The organism is Amycolatopsis mediterranei (assembly GCF_026017845.1).
Taxonomy (GTDB): Bacteria; Actinomycetota; Actinomycetes; order Mycobacteriales; family Pseudonocardiaceae; genus Amycolatopsis; species Amycolatopsis mediterranei.
The window spans coordinates 8213726-8228154 of record NZ_CP100416.1 but is presented as its reverse complement, the minus strand read 5'-3'; the positions used below and the strand labels follow the sequence as shown (position 1 = coordinate 8228154).

At 69.0% G+C, this 14429-nt stretch carries 14 protein-coding genes; 12 read left to right on the top strand and 2 right to left on the bottom strand.

The genetic code is table 11. The annotated features are described in order from the left end of the window. Window positions 1–5: 5 nt before the first annotated feature. From ISP_RS36940 to ISP_RS36910, 7 genes are read left to right on the top strand one after another with little or no spacing between them, the layout of a single operon-like run. Entirely contained in the window at window positions 6–950 is a 945-nt protein-coding gene (locus tag ISP_RS36940; protein ID WP_230468512.1) for a VOC family protein, read from the top strand. Further along, on the top strand, window positions 950–2548 hold the full coding sequence (locus tag ISP_RS36935; RefSeq protein ID WP_014467572.1) for a flavin-containing monooxygenase: 1599 nt from the start codon (window positions 950–952) through the stop codon (window positions 2546–2548). The genes ISP_RS36940 and ISP_RS36935 overlap by 1 nt, the downstream gene beginning before the upstream one ends. Window positions 2549–2576: 28 nt before the next feature. Beyond that, the gene (locus ISP_RS36930) at window positions 2577–3503 is read left to right on the top strand and encodes an SDR family NAD(P)-dependent oxidoreductase (protein WP_013228900.1); all 927 of its coding nucleotides are present in this window, start codon (window positions 2577–2579) and stop codon (window positions 3501–3503) included. A gap of 9 nt (window positions 3504–3512) precedes the next feature. After that, a complete protein-coding gene (locus tag ISP_RS36925) occupies window positions 3513–4445 on the top strand; it encodes a cyclase family protein (RefSeq protein WP_013228899.1) in 933 nt (310 codons plus the stop codon). Next, window positions 4445–4858: a nuclear transport factor 2 family protein gene (locus ISP_RS36920; RefSeq protein WP_013228898.1), complete on the top strand. Its 414-nt coding sequence runs from the start codon at window positions 4445–4447 to the stop codon at window positions 4856–4858. The genes ISP_RS36925 and ISP_RS36920 overlap by 1 nt, the downstream gene beginning before the upstream one ends. After that, on the top strand, window positions 4746–6593 hold the full coding sequence (locus ISP_RS36915) for a CoA transferase (protein WP_265049878.1): 1848 nt from the start codon (window positions 4746–4748) through the stop codon (window positions 6591–6593). Before ISP_RS36920 ends, ISP_RS36915 begins: the two co-directional genes overlap by 113 nt. 3 nt (window positions 6594–6596) lie before the next feature. Beyond that, window positions 6597–8024, top strand: a complete 1428-nt coding sequence (locus ISP_RS36910; RefSeq protein WP_013228896.1) for an aldehyde dehydrogenase family protein — start codon at window positions 6597–6599, stop codon at window positions 8022–8024. Here the strand turns inward: ISP_RS36910 and ISP_RS36905 are convergent, their stop codons facing one another. Continuing rightward, window positions 8025–8735 (bottom strand): GntR family transcriptional regulator, encoded by a 711-nt coding sequence (locus ISP_RS36905; protein ID WP_013228895.1) that lies wholly within the window; start codon window positions 8733–8735, stop codon window positions 8025–8027. Between the two features lie 102 nt (window positions 8736–8837). Here ISP_RS36905 and ISP_RS36900 point away from each other — a divergent pair, with 102 nt between their 5' ends. The 4 genes from ISP_RS36900 to ISP_RS36885 all read left to right on the top strand — a co-directional run bounded on the left by ISP_RS36900 (window position 8838) and on the right by ISP_RS36885 (window position 12185). Beyond that, entirely contained in the window at window positions 8838–10217 is a 1380-nt protein-coding gene (locus tag ISP_RS36900) for an LLM class flavin-dependent oxidoreductase (RefSeq protein WP_034283890.1), read from the top strand. Beyond that, entirely contained in the window at window positions 10210–11127 is a 918-nt protein-coding gene (locus ISP_RS36895) for an HpcH/HpaI aldolase/citrate lyase family protein (protein ID WP_013228893.1), read from the top strand. The genes ISP_RS36900 and ISP_RS36895 overlap by 8 nt, the downstream gene beginning before the upstream one ends. Window positions 11128–11164: 37 nt before the next feature. Then, window positions 11165–11563 carry a flavin reductase family protein gene (locus ISP_RS36890; protein WP_187324695.1) on the top strand — a complete coding sequence of 133 codons (399 nt, stop codon included), beginning with the start codon at window positions 11165–11167 and terminating at the stop codon, window positions 11561–11563. Between the two features lie 397 nt (window positions 11564–11960). Continuing rightward, window positions 11961–12185: an SDR family oxidoreductase gene (locus ISP_RS36885; RefSeq protein ID WP_200881093.1), complete on the top strand. Its 225-nt coding sequence runs from the start codon at window positions 11961–11963 to the stop codon at window positions 12183–12185. Between the two features lie 9 nt (window positions 12186–12194). Here ISP_RS36885 and ISP_RS36880 read toward each other — a convergent pair whose 3' ends face one another. Continuing rightward, window positions 12195–13646 (bottom strand): MFS transporter, encoded by a 1452-nt coding sequence (locus ISP_RS36880; RefSeq protein ID WP_230468511.1) that lies wholly within the window; start codon window positions 13644–13646, stop codon window positions 12195–12197. 263 nt (window positions 13647–13909) lie between these two features. Here ISP_RS36880 and ISP_RS36875 point away from each other — a divergent pair, with 263 nt between their 5' ends. Continuing rightward, entirely contained in the window at window positions 13910–14263 is a 354-nt protein-coding gene (locus ISP_RS36875; protein ID WP_013228890.1) for a VOC family protein, read from the top strand. Window positions 14264–14429 lie beyond the last annotated feature (166 nt).

The window sequence follows — 14429 nt, the reverse complement described above, 5'->3', positions numbered from 1 at the left end:
TGTCCGTGTCCGCTACCGATTTCCGGGTAACGCGGCTGTACCACCCGAGCCACCACGTGACCGACCTGCGCGGGTCGGAGGCCTGGTTCGAGCGGGTGTTCGGCCGCGCGAGTCACCCCATGGCCGAGATGACGAAGAACCAGCCCGCGAGCGAGGACTACCCGACCGACTATTCGACGTTCACCCCGATCAGCGACGTGCTGTTCGACATGATCGACCCCGAGAAGTACGTGCTCGACGGGGTGCAGCAGTACGCGTCGGTCGACAAACCGCACCTGAAGGGGTTCGGCTGGTACATCGACGGGATCGTCGGGGCCTACCAGTCGCTGCGCAAGGTCGGCGTCGAGATGGTCGGTCAGCAGGGCCAGCCCGCGGACGGGGACGACCCGCCCACCGCCCCTGGCTCCCCGATGCCCATTTTCTTCACCGTGCCGGCGAGCGCCGGCCTGCGGTACGAGTTCCTGCCGCAGATCCCGTTCCCGCTCGACCACCGGCTGGCCGAGGGCTGGGAGGTACCGGCGGTGTCGGACGACGACCCGCTGGCCATCCGGCAGTGCTCGCACCACACCGTGCTGACCGACCAGCCGGCGCGCGGCCTGCGAGTGCTGGTCGACGCGCTGGGCGGCGAAGTCGTCCACGAGGGGCGCAACGAAGTCCTCGGCGCGACGAGCACGTATGTCCACCTCGCCGACGCCGTCTACGAGTATGCCGTGCCCGACCAGGGCACCGCGGCGCACGACGACTGGAGCCTCAAGGCTCCGGACGACACCTACCACGCCATCACCTGGCAGGTGGCCGACCTCGACCGCGCGGTCAAGCACCTGGAAGCTCAAGGCGTGGGCATCCGCACCCGGACGAACGACACGGTCGTCACCGACCCCGAGACGAGCCTCGGCATTCCGTGGGGCTTCACCACCGGGCTGACCCCCGGCGACCCGAGGCGGGCGTGATGACCGAATCCACCGTGGATAACGACGTCGACGTGCTGGTGATCGGCGCCGGAGTGACCGGCATCCACCAGCTCTACCGGGCCCGCGAGGCGGGGTTCTCCGTACGGCTGCTCGAAGCCGGCGACGGCGTCGGGGGAGTCTGGTACTGGAATCGCTACCCAGGCGCCCGGCTGGACTCCGAGAGCTACACCTACGGCTACCTCTTCTCGCGGGAGCTCTTCGAGGGCTGGGAATGGCAGGAGCGGTTCGCCGGTCAACCCGAGAACGAGGGCTACTTCAATTACGCCGTGGACAAGCTGGATCTGCGGCGGCACATCACGTTCGGCGCGCGGGTGACGTCGGCTGTGTTCGACGAGGGCTCCTCGACGTGGGTCGTGCGGGCCGGTGATGGTATCGAGGTGCGGACACGGTTCCTGATCGCGGCGACCGGCGTGCTGTCGATCCCGGTCTTCCCGAAGGTGCCCGGCCGGGAGACGTTCAAGGGTGTGGCACACCACACCGGCCAGTGGCCGGACGAGCCGGTCGATTTCCGCGGCAAGCGGGTCGCCGTCGTGGGCACCGGGTCCAGCGGCGTCCAGGTCGTGCCCGCGATTCTCGACGACGTCGCGTCGCTGACGGTGTACCAGAGGTCGGCGAACTGGTGTACTCCGTTGTCCAACACACCACTGACCGACGAGCACCACGCCCTGCTCAAGGCCGGCTTCGAAGGGATCCGCGAACGCCTGGACGCCTCGCAGAGCGGGTTCCTGCACCAACCGCGCGAGCGGAAGGCGTTCGAGGATGGCGAGGACGAGCGGCGGGCATTCTACGAAAAGATGTGGACCAGCCCGGGTTTCTCCAAGGTGATCAGCAACTACGCTGACACCCTGACGGACAAGCAGGCGAACGACGCGTGGTGCGCCTTCATGGCGGGAAAGATCCGCGAGCTCGTCCGAGACCCGGCGACCGCCGAGAAGCTCATCCCGCGTGATCACGGGTGGGCGGGCAAGCGCCCGCCGTTCGTGACCGGCTATTTCGAATCCTTCAACGATCCCAAGGTTTCGCTGGTGGATCTGCGCGAGACGCCGATCACCCGCGTCACCGAGACCGGGATCGAGACCGTTGGCGGCCTTCAAGAGTTCGACGTAATCGTGTGGGCCTCCGGGTTCGACTTCGGCACCGGCGCGCTGACGCGGATAGGCATCCGCGGCCGCGACGGCCTGGCGCTCGAGGAGTACTGGGCGGACGGCCCGAGCACGTTCATGGGCGTCATGTGTCACGGGTTCCCGAACTTCTTCTTCCCCGCCGGACCGCACGGCGCGGCGGGCAACAACCCCCGCTATGGCGAGGACCAGGTGAACTTCGTCGCCGACATGCTCGAGTACATGCGCGAGCATGGCCACACCGTGGCCGAGGTCCCGGCGGAGGCAGAAAAGACCTGGAACCAAATGGTCGCCGACCTGGCCGTGCACTCGTCCTTCGGTGAGCACAGCTACTTCTACGGCTCGAACGTCGAAGGCAAGCCGCGCAGCTTCCTGCTGAACCCGGGCGGCCGGCCGATCCTGCGCAAGTTCCTCGCCGAGGTCACCGAAGGCCGCTATGCGGGCTTTCTGGCGTGACGTCGGACCGACCGAAAAGGGTAAGACAATGACGGAGCACAGATTCGACGGCCGCGTCGCGGTCGTGACGGGCGCCGGCCGCGGAATCGGCCGGGCCTACGCCCACCTGCTCGGCGAGCTGGGCGCGAAGGTCGTGGTGAACGACCTCGGCGGCAGCATGGACGGCGCCGGCGCGGACACCGGCCCGGCGCACACCGTGGCCCGGGAGATCACCGACGCGGGCGGCACGGCGATCGCCGACACCAGCGACGTGTCGACGGTGAAGGGCGGCGCCACGCCGATCGACCTCGCCGTCGCGGAGTTCGGCCGTGTCGACGTGGTCGTGAACAACGCGGGCAACGTCCGCTTCGGCGGGCTACCTGACATCGAGGTGGACAACCTCGACAGCCACCTCGGCGTCCACGTCCGCGGCGCCTTCAACACCAGCCGGGCGGCGTGGCCGCACCTGCTCGCGCAAAACTACGGCCGGATCGTGCTCACCGGGTCGATCGGCATGTTCGGGCTGCCGGACAACCTGGGGTACGCCACGGCGAAGGCCGCGCTCCTCGGAATGGCCAACAGCCTGACCGTGTCGGCGGGCGAGACCGACATCAAGGTCAACGTGATCCTCCCGAACGCCATGACGCGCATGGGCGGGGGCCCCTCGGAAGGGATGGACCAGCTGCGCGACGGCAGGCCCGAGGCGGGCTCCGACATGGCCCCGTCGCTCGTGGCGCCCATGGTCGCCTACCTCGCGCATGAGAACTGTGACGTCAGCGGCCAGGCCTACCTCGCGGGCGGCGGTCGGTTCGCGCATCTGTTCGTCGGGGTCACCGAGGGCTACTTGCCTGCGGATGCCCAGAAGACGACGGTCGACGACGTCGCGGAGCACCTCGGCCGGATCAAGGACCCGGCCGGCTTCTACGTTCCCACCAGCCTCATGGACTGCGTGGGCCACTACATGTCCCACCGATGAGGAGGAACCGTGACCGACGAGAAGGTGTGGCCGCAGCACGCGCTCGGCAAGGAGCTGAACAACTGGGGCCGGTGGGGTGAGGACGACCAGATCGGCACGCTGAACTTCGTGACACCGGAGAAGCGGATCGCGGCCGCCCAGCTGGTGCGGACCGGCAAGGCGTTCGACCTCGGGATGCCGTTCGACAAGGAAGGCCCGTTCAAGGCGGGCGGTTTCCGGACCAACCCGATCCACCTGATGACGCTCCTGCCCTCGGACACCCCGACCCCGGACGGGCTGATCTCGGCCGACGACATGATCATCACCGGTTTGCAGTCGGCGACGCAGTGGGACGGCCTCGCGCACGCCGGGTACGGCGGCCGGTTCTACAACAACGTTCCGGCGGCGGCGGTGAACAACTTCACCGGTGCTTCGCGCAACTCGTTCCACCACGCCGTGACTCGCTTGATCTCTCGCGGGGTGCTGCTCGACATCGCGCGGCTCAAGGGCGTGGACCGGCTCGAAGACTCCTACGAGGTCACCGAAGCCGACGTGCTGGCGGCCGAGGAACGGCAGGGCGTGCGGGTCGAGTCCGGCGACATCGTGCTGCTGCGCACCGGTTCCTACAAGTGGTTCCTCGAAGGCGACCGTGAGCACTTCCTGGGCAACGCGCCGGGGCCGGGCTTGGACATCTGCCGGTGGCTGCACGGGCGCGAGGTGGCGGCACTGGCGATGGACAACTTCTCCGGCGAGGTGTGGCCGAGCCCGGTCGAAGGCGCCATGATCCCCTTCCATCAGGTCACCATTCGCGACATGGGACTGACCCTGGGGGAGATGTTCAATCTGGAGGAGCTGGCCGAGGACTGCGAGGCCGACGGAGTGTGGGAGTTCCTCTTCTGTGCGCCCGGCCTGAAAGTCACCGGTTCGACCGGGTCGCCGATCACCCCGATCGTGCTGAAGTGATGACGAGTTTCGCCGAGGTGTACGCAGCCGTCGAAGCGACGATCGCCGAGCACGCGCACGCGCAGGACGAGGGCCGCGTCGGTGACATGGTCGCGTTGTACTGGTCCGACGCGGTGGTCGAGATCCCGGGGATCGCGACATTGAAGGGTGTGGAGGCGATCCGCGAGGCGTTCTCGCGGCCCGCGTGGCAGCCGGATCCGGCCAACCCGCAGCGGCACGTCGTGGCCAACTCGGTCGTGACGGACTGGAGCGACCGCGAGGCAAAGGTGACCAGCGACGTCGTCATGGTCAAGTTCGACGGTGCCGCGTGGGCGCCCGCGATCGTCGCGCGCTACCACGACGAGTTCGGCGAGTCCGGCGGACGATGGCTGCTGCGCCGCCGGGCGGACGAGTACGTCGGCTACCACCCCTGATCGGAAAGCGTGGAAGAACAACCGTGGAAGCCGACTCCGAACCGCTCGCCGGACTCGTGGCCAACAGGCGATCACCGAAGTCGTGTACCGGTACTGCCGCGGCCTCGACCGGATCGACCTGCCGCTGGCCGACTCCGTCGGGCATCCGGACGGCATCGCCGACTACGGGCCGAGCTACCGCAGCTCCGGAGCCGGCTTCCTCGACTTCGTGTGGGCGTACCACGCCGGGCTCGACGCCGACTCCCACCTGGTGTCGAACGTCCTCGTCGACGTCGACGTGCGAGCCGGTACCGCGAGCAGCGGGAGCTACGTCGCGGTGTGGTGCCGGACGCTCCCGGCCGACGGCGTCGCGACCGAGCTCTTCCACCGCGGCCGCTACGTCGACCGGTGGTACTGCCGTGACGGACGCTGGGCGATCGTTCACCGGGTGTTCGTCGGCGACCTCTACCACCAGCTGCCGCATCCGGCGCCGGAGCTGGCCCTGCCGTGGGGCGGCGCAATCGGACGGATCCGTCCTACGACCGACAAGGACCCCATCATGAGCGACGGACCCCTGGCTGGTCTCCGGGTACTCGACGCCGCGACCCTCGCCGCCGGCCCGCTGATCGCGACGTGGCTCGGCGAGCACGGCGGCGACGTTATCAAGGTGGAGCAGCCCGGGGGCGGCGACGCGCTGCGGCAATGGGGTGCGCAGAAGGACGGCGTCGGCCTCCTGTGGAAGAGCGTGGGCCGCAACAAGAAGAGCGTCACCCTCAACCTGAGGGAGGAACGCGGCCGGGAGCTGCTGCGCCGGCTGGCCGCGCAGGCCGACGTCGTCGTGCTCAACCTGCGTCCGTCCACGCTGCACAAGTGGGGCTTGGACTACGAAACCCTCGCCGAGGCGAATCCCGGCCTGGTCATGGTGCACGTGACGGGTTACGGCGCGGGTGGCCCGAAGTCCGACCGGCCGGGGTTCGGCACGCTCGGTGAGGCGATGAGCGGCTTCGCGCACCTCACGGGCAGTCCCGACGGGCCGCCGACGCTGCCGTCGTTCATGCTCGCCGACGGCGTCGCCGCGCTCACCGCCACCTACGCGGTGATGATGGCGCTCTACCACCGCGACGTGCACGGCGCCGCCGGGCAGCTCATCGACGTCAACCTGATCGAACCGCTGGCGCGGCTGCTGGAGCAGCCGGTGCTCACCTACGACCAGTTCGGCACGATCCCGGTCCGGACCGGGAACCGGTGGGACATCAGCGCGCCGCGCAACGTCTACCGGACCAAGGACGGGCACTGGCTGGCGATGTCCGGCAGCGCACCGACGATCGCGAGACGGGCCCTAGAAGCGGTCGGGCGGCCCGAACTGACCAAGGATCCCCGGTTCGCCGAGGCGCAGCAGCGGCTACGCAACGCCGCCGAGATCGACGGCATCATGGCGGCCTGGATTGCCGAACGCACCCTTGACGACGCGATGACCGTCTTCGAGGAGGCGAACGTCGCGGCCGCGCCGGTGTACGACGCCGAGCAGCTCCTCGCCGATCCGCAGCTGCAGGCGCGCGAGGTCTACCCGTCCATTCCGGACGCCGACCTCGGCTCGATGCGCGTGCAGGCTCCGGTCCCGCGCTTCTCCGCGACCCCGGGACGCATCGACCACCTGGGCCCGGCACTCGGGGAACACAACAACGAGGTGTACGGCGGCCTGCTCGGCCTGGACGCCGGCACCTTGCGCGAGCTGCGGGAGCAAGGGGTGATTTGACGGATGGCCACGGTCACTGAGTCCTTCGTCGACGGCGAGTCCGTGGGCGCGAAAGAGACGTACGAGAACGTCGATCCCTCCAACGGGCAAGTCCTCGGCGAGGTCGCACGCGGTGGTGCGGAGGACATTGACAGGGCGGTCGCGGCCGCACGTCGAGCCAACCGGACGTGGCGCGCGACGACGCCCGAGCAGCGGTCCGCGTTGCTGTGCCGGCTGGCCGACCTGATCGAGCGGGACGTCGAACCCCTCGCCCGCCTCGAAAGCGAGGACACCGGGAAGCCGTTGTCCCAGGCTCGCAACGACGCCCGCGTCTGCGGGCGCTACTTCCGCTTCTACGGCCACGCGATCGACTCGTACTACGGGCTTTCCCTGCAGTTGCGGCCGGACCTGCACGCCTACACCCGGCGCGAGCCGCACGGCGTCACCGGGCACATCGTGGCCTGGAACTATCCGCTGCAGTTGTTCGCCCGCGGCGTCGCTCCGGCCGTGGCCACCGGGAACTGCAGCGTGGTGAAGCCCGCCGACGAGACGCCGCGCACCGCCGTGGCGGTGGCCGCGCTCGCGCGGGAAGCCGGGTTCCCGCCCGGTGTGATCAACGTGGTGACCGGGCTCGGTCCCGAGGCGGGTGCGGCGCTGTCGGCGCACCCGGGGACCGACCACCTCGGCTTCGTCGGATCGACGCGGATCGGCGCTCTCGTCGCGGCGAGCGCCGCCGAGCGGGTGTCGCCGGTGATGCTCGAACTCGGCGGCAAGTCGGCGCACCTGGTGTTCGCCGATGCCGACGTCGAGAAAGCGGCCCGGGTGGCCGCGAGCGCGATCCTGCAGAACGCCGGGCAGACCTGTTCCGCCGGTTCGCGGGTGCTCGTCCACGAGAGCGTGCACGCCGAGGTCGTCGAGCGCATCGCCGGCCACTTCGCGAAGGTGTCGATCGGCCGCGGTCTCGACGACCCCGACCTGGGCCCGCTCGTGTCCCGCAAGCAGCAGGACCGCGTGCGCGGCTACGTCGACGCGGTGGGCACGGGGGAACTCTTGGCCGGCGGGGCGATCGCCGAGCCCGACGGGATCACCGGCGGCGCCTACTTCGCGCCGACCCTGATCGACGGGGTCGACCCGGCCGCTCCGATCGCGCAGGAGGAGATCTTCGGACCGATCCTCACCACGATGCGTTTCGCCACCGAAGAGGAAGCGGTCGCGCTGGCGAACGGGACGGACTATGCGCTGCTGGGCGCGGTGTGGACCCGGGACTTGAGCCGCGCGCACCGGCTGGCGGCCGAGATCGAAGCAGGCCAGGTGTACGTCAACACTTACGGCGCCGGCGGCGGGGTGGAACTGCCGTTCGGCGGGTTCCGCAAATCGGGTTACGGGCGAGAGAAGGGCGTCGAAGCGTTGGACGCCTACACCGCCACGAAGACGGTCGTCGTCCAGCTGTGATCAGGTCCCGCTCCGGCCGGCGAACTGCCGGCGCAGCAGCGCGGCGGCGCTGTCGAAGTGCTGTTCGGCGACCTGCCTCGCCGCGGTCTCGTCCCGGCTTCCGAGCGCGGCCACCAGCGCGTCGTGCTCATCGAGGCTGCACGGCACGTGCTCGGGAAACAGCTCGAAGAACCGGCGCGGGATCAGCCGTCCCGCTTCGGCGAGCATCCGCTGCAGGCGCGGCGAGTGGCAGGCGCGGTTGATCTCGCGGTGGAACTCCCAGTTGAGGGTGGCGATGTCGTCGCCGACCGCGGCGGCGACCTTGATCTCGCGGTGCAGTTCGCGCACCCGCCGCAGTTCCCGTTCGGTGATTCCGCGTGCGGCCCACTGCGCGGCCAGACCGGACAGGGCTGCCATCAGGGCGAAGTTCTCCAGGATCGCCTCGGAGGACAAGCCGATCACCACGATGCCGCTGCGTTGCGCGACGCGCACGAGTCCGTCCTGGCTCAACGCCAGGCAGGCTTCGCGCACGGGTGTGCGGCTGGTGCCGAACTCGTCGGCGAGCGCGTCGAGGTTGAGCTTGGTGCCCGGAGGGAGCACGCCGGACAGGACGCGGTCGCGGAGCACGTCGACAATGCGCTCTCGCCCGGTGCGGTACGTCGTGGTCTCGTCGGAAGCCAGGTCCACCGGCCAAGGTCCGACGTCGTCCGGCATGGGCTCTGCGACGCTCATCCCCAGTCTCCTCTCCTTGACACACCTCGTCGGCGCGAAGAATATATCAGTACGAAACTGATGTATCAGTTGCCGGTCCGTCGAAGCCCTCGAGAGGCCCCGATGACTACACGACGCAAAGACCAGATGACCCTCGTCGCGTTCCTGCAGGCGTCCAACGTGTCGGTGTACTCCGGCTCGTGGCGCTACCCCAGCGCGGCGGCGGACTACCTCGACCTGCGGTACTACCAGCGGATTGCCCGGGTGCTCGAAGAGGGCACCTTCGACCTGATGTTCTTCGACGACCGGCTGGCGATGCCCACGATCTACGGCGACTCGCCCGCCGAGGCCGTGCGCTACGGCGCGCGGCCGATCAAGCTCGACCTGAGCACGGTCCTCGGCGCGGTCGCCGCCGCGACCGAGCACATCGGACTCGGCGCGACCTACTCCACCACCTACTACCAGCCGTTCCACGTCGCGCGGACCTTCGCCACGCTCGACCACCTCAGTGGCGGCCGGGCCGCCTGGAACGTCGTCACCTCGGTCAACGACGCCGAGGCGCAGAACTTCGGCGTGGAGCAGCACTTCGCCCACGACAAGCGGTACGACCGCGCTGAGGAGTTCATCGAGGTCGTCGCGAAGCTCTGGGACTCGTGGGAAGAGGGCGCGATCCTCGACGACCGCGCGAACGGTGTCTTCGCCGATCCCGAGCGCGTCCACGAGGTGGATCACCAGGGCGAGTACTTCACGGTGCGCGGCCCGTTGACAGTTCCGCGGACCCCGCAGGGCCGGCCGGTGATCATTCAAGCGGGCCAGTCCGGGCGCGGCATGCAGTTCGCGGCGAAGTGGGCCGACCTCATCTTCACGGCGGACCCCAGCCAGGAGATCGCGCAGGAGCACTACCGGCAGCAGAAAAAGCTGATCACCGAGGCCGGACGGGAGGCCGACACCGTGAAGCTGCTGCCGATGGCTTACACGATCGTCGGCGAGACCGAGACCATCGCGCGGGAGAAGGAGAAGATCTTCCTCGACGAACTGGTGCACCCGATGGCGTCGCTGACGCTGCTCTCGGAGGTGACCAACTACGACTTCGCCGGGCACTCGCTCGACGACGTCGTCACCGACGAGCTCATCGACTCGGTCTCCGGGATCCGCGGGCTCGTCCAGGGTGTCCGCCGGCACGTCGGCGAAGGCAAGCTGACCCTGCGTACGCTGGCCAACCACCGCGCGACCCTCCTGCAGGGGCCGCGGTTCGTGGGCACCGGGCCGCAGGTCGCCGACCAGATGCAGCAATGGTTCGAGTCGGGGGCGTCGGACGGGTTCGTCGTCGCGGCGACCCACTTCCCGGGCGCTTTCGAGGACTTCGTCCGCTTGGTCGTGCCGGAGCTGCGCAGCCGGGGCCTGTTCCGGACCGAGTACACCGGCGCGACGCTGCGGGACAACCTGTCGCTGGCCCAGCCGGCGAACCAGTTCGCGAAGAACGAGGAGGCGACGAGTGCCTGAGATCCAGGCCCTGCGCCGCTCCGAACTGGCCACCCCCGCGACCAGCGAGCGGATGTTCGCCAAGGCCGCCGCGTCCGACGCCGATCTGGTGTTCCTCGATCTGGAGGACGCCGTCGCGCCGGCGATGCGCGAGAAGGCCCGGGGCTTGGCCGTGCGGGCGTTGACCGAATACGACTGGGGCACCACGGCTCGCGCGGTGCGCATCAACGGCATTCACACCAAGTGGGCCCACGGGGACATCATCGAGGTGGTCACCGGGGCCCGGGACAACCTCGACACCGTCATCGTGCCCAAAGCCACCGCGGCGCGGGACGTCTGGTGGGTGGACGTGCTGCTGACGCAGTTGGAGGACTACCTGGGGCTGCGCGAGCGCATCCGGCTGGAGGTGCTCATCGAGGACGTCGCCGGGATCGCCCACGCCGAGGAGATCGCGACGGCCAGCTCCCGGCTGGACGCGGTGATCTTCGGTGCCGGCGACCTCTCGGTGTCGCAGGGCGCCCGGGTGGACACCAACTTCCAGCCGCGTGACCACTATCCGGGCGACTTCTGGTACTACGCGCGGATGCAGGTGCTCACCGCGGCCCGCGTCGCCGGGATTCTCGCCATCGACGCGCCCTACCCCGATTTCCGCGACCCGGAGGGGTACGAGCGGGACGCGAGCAACGCGGCTTCCCTGGGCTTCAACGGGAAGTGGTCGATCCACCCGTCGCAGATCGCGATCGCCAACCGGGTCTTCCGGCCGACCGACGTCGAAGTCGAACGCGCGCAGCGCAATCTGGCGGCCTACCGAGCCGCGGAGGCGGACGGCCTCGGCGCGACCAGTGTCGACGGTCAGCTGGTCGACGCGGCCCACGTCAAGCTGGCCGAGCGGGTCCTGGCCCAGCACGCCGCCGCGTCGGGGCAGTCGTGACGGTCCGGGAGCTCGACGTCGTCCCGGCGACGAGACCCTGCGCGCGGCGTTCGCCTGCTTTCCGTCCGGGGTGGTGGCCCTCTGCGCGCTCGCTGACGGCACCCCGGCCGGGCTGGCGGCGAGTTCGTTCACGTCCGTGTCGCTCGTCCCGCCGCTGGTTTCCTTCTGCGTGCAGCGATCTTCGACCACCTGGCCGGTGCTCCGGCCCGCCGCCCGGTTGGGGATCAGCGTCCTCGCCGCGGATCAGGGCAGCTTGTGCCGTCAGCTTGCCCGCAAGATCGGCAACCGCTTCGAAGGCGTCAGCTGCACGGTGGAGACGGAACTGCTCGCGGGTGACCACTACATCGTCGTGTTGCGGATCCGCGGGCTGCGGGCCGATCCGCAGGCCTCGACATTGGTCCTCCACGGCAGCACGTTCGGCCGAGTCGCCTCGTAACGGCTCGCTATCTCTTACCGCAGAACGGAAAGATCGGAGACGCTGATCGCGTCGGAGCGGAAAGTCGCGTTCATCACGGGTGTCGCACGGGGACAAAGCCGGGCCCACGACGTGAAACTCGCGGCGCAGGGCCTGTGCATCATCGGGCTCGACATCTGCGCGGACATCCCGTCGATGGACTATCCAAACCGCGCAGATCTGCAGCGCGCACTGACGAGGGACTGGCACGCTTCGGCCGGGTGGAGGTGCTCGTGGCGACTGCCGGCATCATCCGGTTGAGTCCCGGTGGCGACTGGGACGAAGTGTGGACCGACGGCATCGAGGTCAACCTCACGGGCGTGTGGCGCACGGTCGAAGTGGCGCTGCCCGCGATCCGGCCCGGTGACCGCGGGGTTCGATCGTCATCACCACCTCGTCGGCGTGGATCAAGGACGTGGCGAGCAGCAAAGCCGGCGCGCATGCTTACATCGCGGCGAAGCGCGCTCTGGTCGGGCTGATGCAGGTGCTGGCGAACGAGTACGCGAGCGACATGATCCGGGTGAACACGATCCCGGAGCCGGGAGGACGAACAGTGCGGGCACGCAAACCCGGTTACGGCCTACGCGCCCGCAGCTGTCGGTGACCTTGCCGGTCAGGCTTCCGCGACGACCGGGGCGGCCGGCGCACCGCTGACCGCCGGTGACCCCTTGCGGATGAAGAGCGAGAGCACCAGTGCCGCCACACAGCAGACACCGATCAGCCCGAATACCTGGAGGTACGCCCCTTTCGTGCTGAACTCGGTGCCGGGAACGAGGGACAGGCTCAGCAGTAGCGTGGCGACCGAGTTGCCGACGCCGTTGAACGCCTGCTGGACGACGGTGTTGACCCCGGTGGCTTCGCTGGTGTTCTCCGCCGGGACGCCCTCGACGATGAGGTTGGGCAGTGAGGTCAGCATGAACGACGTCGTGACGGTGAGGCACAGGGCCGTGATCAGCATTCCCACCAGACTGTTGCCGATCACCGCGAGCAGGATCGTGCTGAGGATCCCGAAGCCGCCACCGATGGCGAGCGAACGGCGGGACCCGGCGAGGCGTGAGATGCGGCCGCTGAGCGGGGAGAGCAGGAAGCCGATGATCGCGGTGCAGAAGGACAACGCGCCGGCGGCGGTGGCGGTGAGGCCGAGGCCGATCGGTGCGCTGGTCGGCGTCTGCATGATGAGTTGCAGCAGGAAACCGGTGGCGCCGATGGGGCCGATCGACGCGAACGCCGTCGCCGTGAGCGTGAGTGCCTGTTTGCGTTCGCCGAACAGCCGGAGGTTGATCATCGGCTGGTGGCGGCGAAGCTCCCACCAGATCCAGACGGCGAGCAGCGCCAGCCCGCCGACGATGAACCCGAGCGTGCGGCCGTCGGCCCAGCCCCACGAGCCGGACTCGGTGATGCCGAACAGGACCAGTCCGATGGCGGGAGCGAACAGGATCGCGCCGATCCAGTCGATGCGGGTCACGGTCGCGGTCAGCCTGGATCGTGGCAGCACGGTGCAGGCGCCTGCCGCGATCAGGGCCACCGCCGCGGCGACGACGAAGATGTAGTGCCAGTCGAGGGCGTCGATGATGGCGCCCGAGATGATGTTGCCCGCGGCGCCGGCCAGCATGGCGGCGCCGGCGATGACCGCCACGGCCACCGGGATGCGATGGCGGGGCAGGTGTTCCCGAACGATGCCGAAGCACAGCGGGAGGATCCCGCCGGAGATGCCTTGGATCGCGCGTCCGGTGACCACGCCCGCGAGATCACCGGTGCTGATGCTGATGATCGACCCCACGGCGGAGACCAGGAGCAGGACAAGCAGCACCCGCCGTCGGCCGTAGACGTCACCGAGGCGCCCGCACACCGCGGCCGATGCCGCCGCGACGAGGGTGTAGGCGGTCAGGACCCAGCTGACGTTGGCGGGCGAGGTGTGGAACGCCGAGATGAGCCGCGGTAGCGCGTTGAACATCATCGTGGACTCGAACGTACTGACGACGACCGCGAGCAGCAGGATCGCGATGATGATCGGAACCGGTCTCGTTGGGCGGATGCTGTCGCTGAGCTCTGCGGAAGACGACATCATTGTCTCTTTCGGTCGGACGGCCGGCGATCGACGCTCCGGTGGATGTCCCGCTGGGACAAGGCGAAACGGTAGGACTCGGTTCCTCGAACAGTCAACTGTTTCGCCGGAGCAAAAGCGGAACTGGTCTGATCCGAGGCATTGGCGTACGGTCTGTTGACCGATCGGTACAACGTTTGGAGGCGACTTGGTCAAAGCCTCGCCGGGCACCGATCAGTCCTGAGGGGCCGATCGGCCATGGTGAGTCCTTCCAGCGCCAGGCCGTGGGTGGCCCTCTCCTCCAGGCGGCGGGCGATCCGCTGCCGGCGGACGAGCGGGGTTGGCCGCAGCACTTCCGGTTGGGCGGCGAGGCTGTCGGCCAGCCGGCGGGCGCGGCGGAGGACGTCTCCCGGCGGCAGGACCTGGGTGGGTACCTGAAGCTCACGCACCGCTCGATCGTGCTCACTCAGCAGGACGATGCGCAGGTGAACTCCTGCAGCTTCCGGGTGCGGCGGCCGCAGGACGTCGAGCTGTTCCTGCAGCAGCTCACCCGGCAGGAGATCGAAAGCGTCGAGCTGGCCTCGGGCCACGAGCAGGGCCGGGGGACCGCGGTCCGGTTCCTCGTCCCCCGGTGGTGAGCACCCCTTCGAGCCGTAATACGACATCGACAAGCCGGTCGCCGAAGAGTCGCTGCGCTCGAAGCTGCCGAGCAACAGTTCGCGCCGCTGCGGATTCGGCGTCCGCCGGCTCGACCACTTCAACATCATGACCAGCCTGCGCATCGTGAACCAGGCGAGGGGTGGC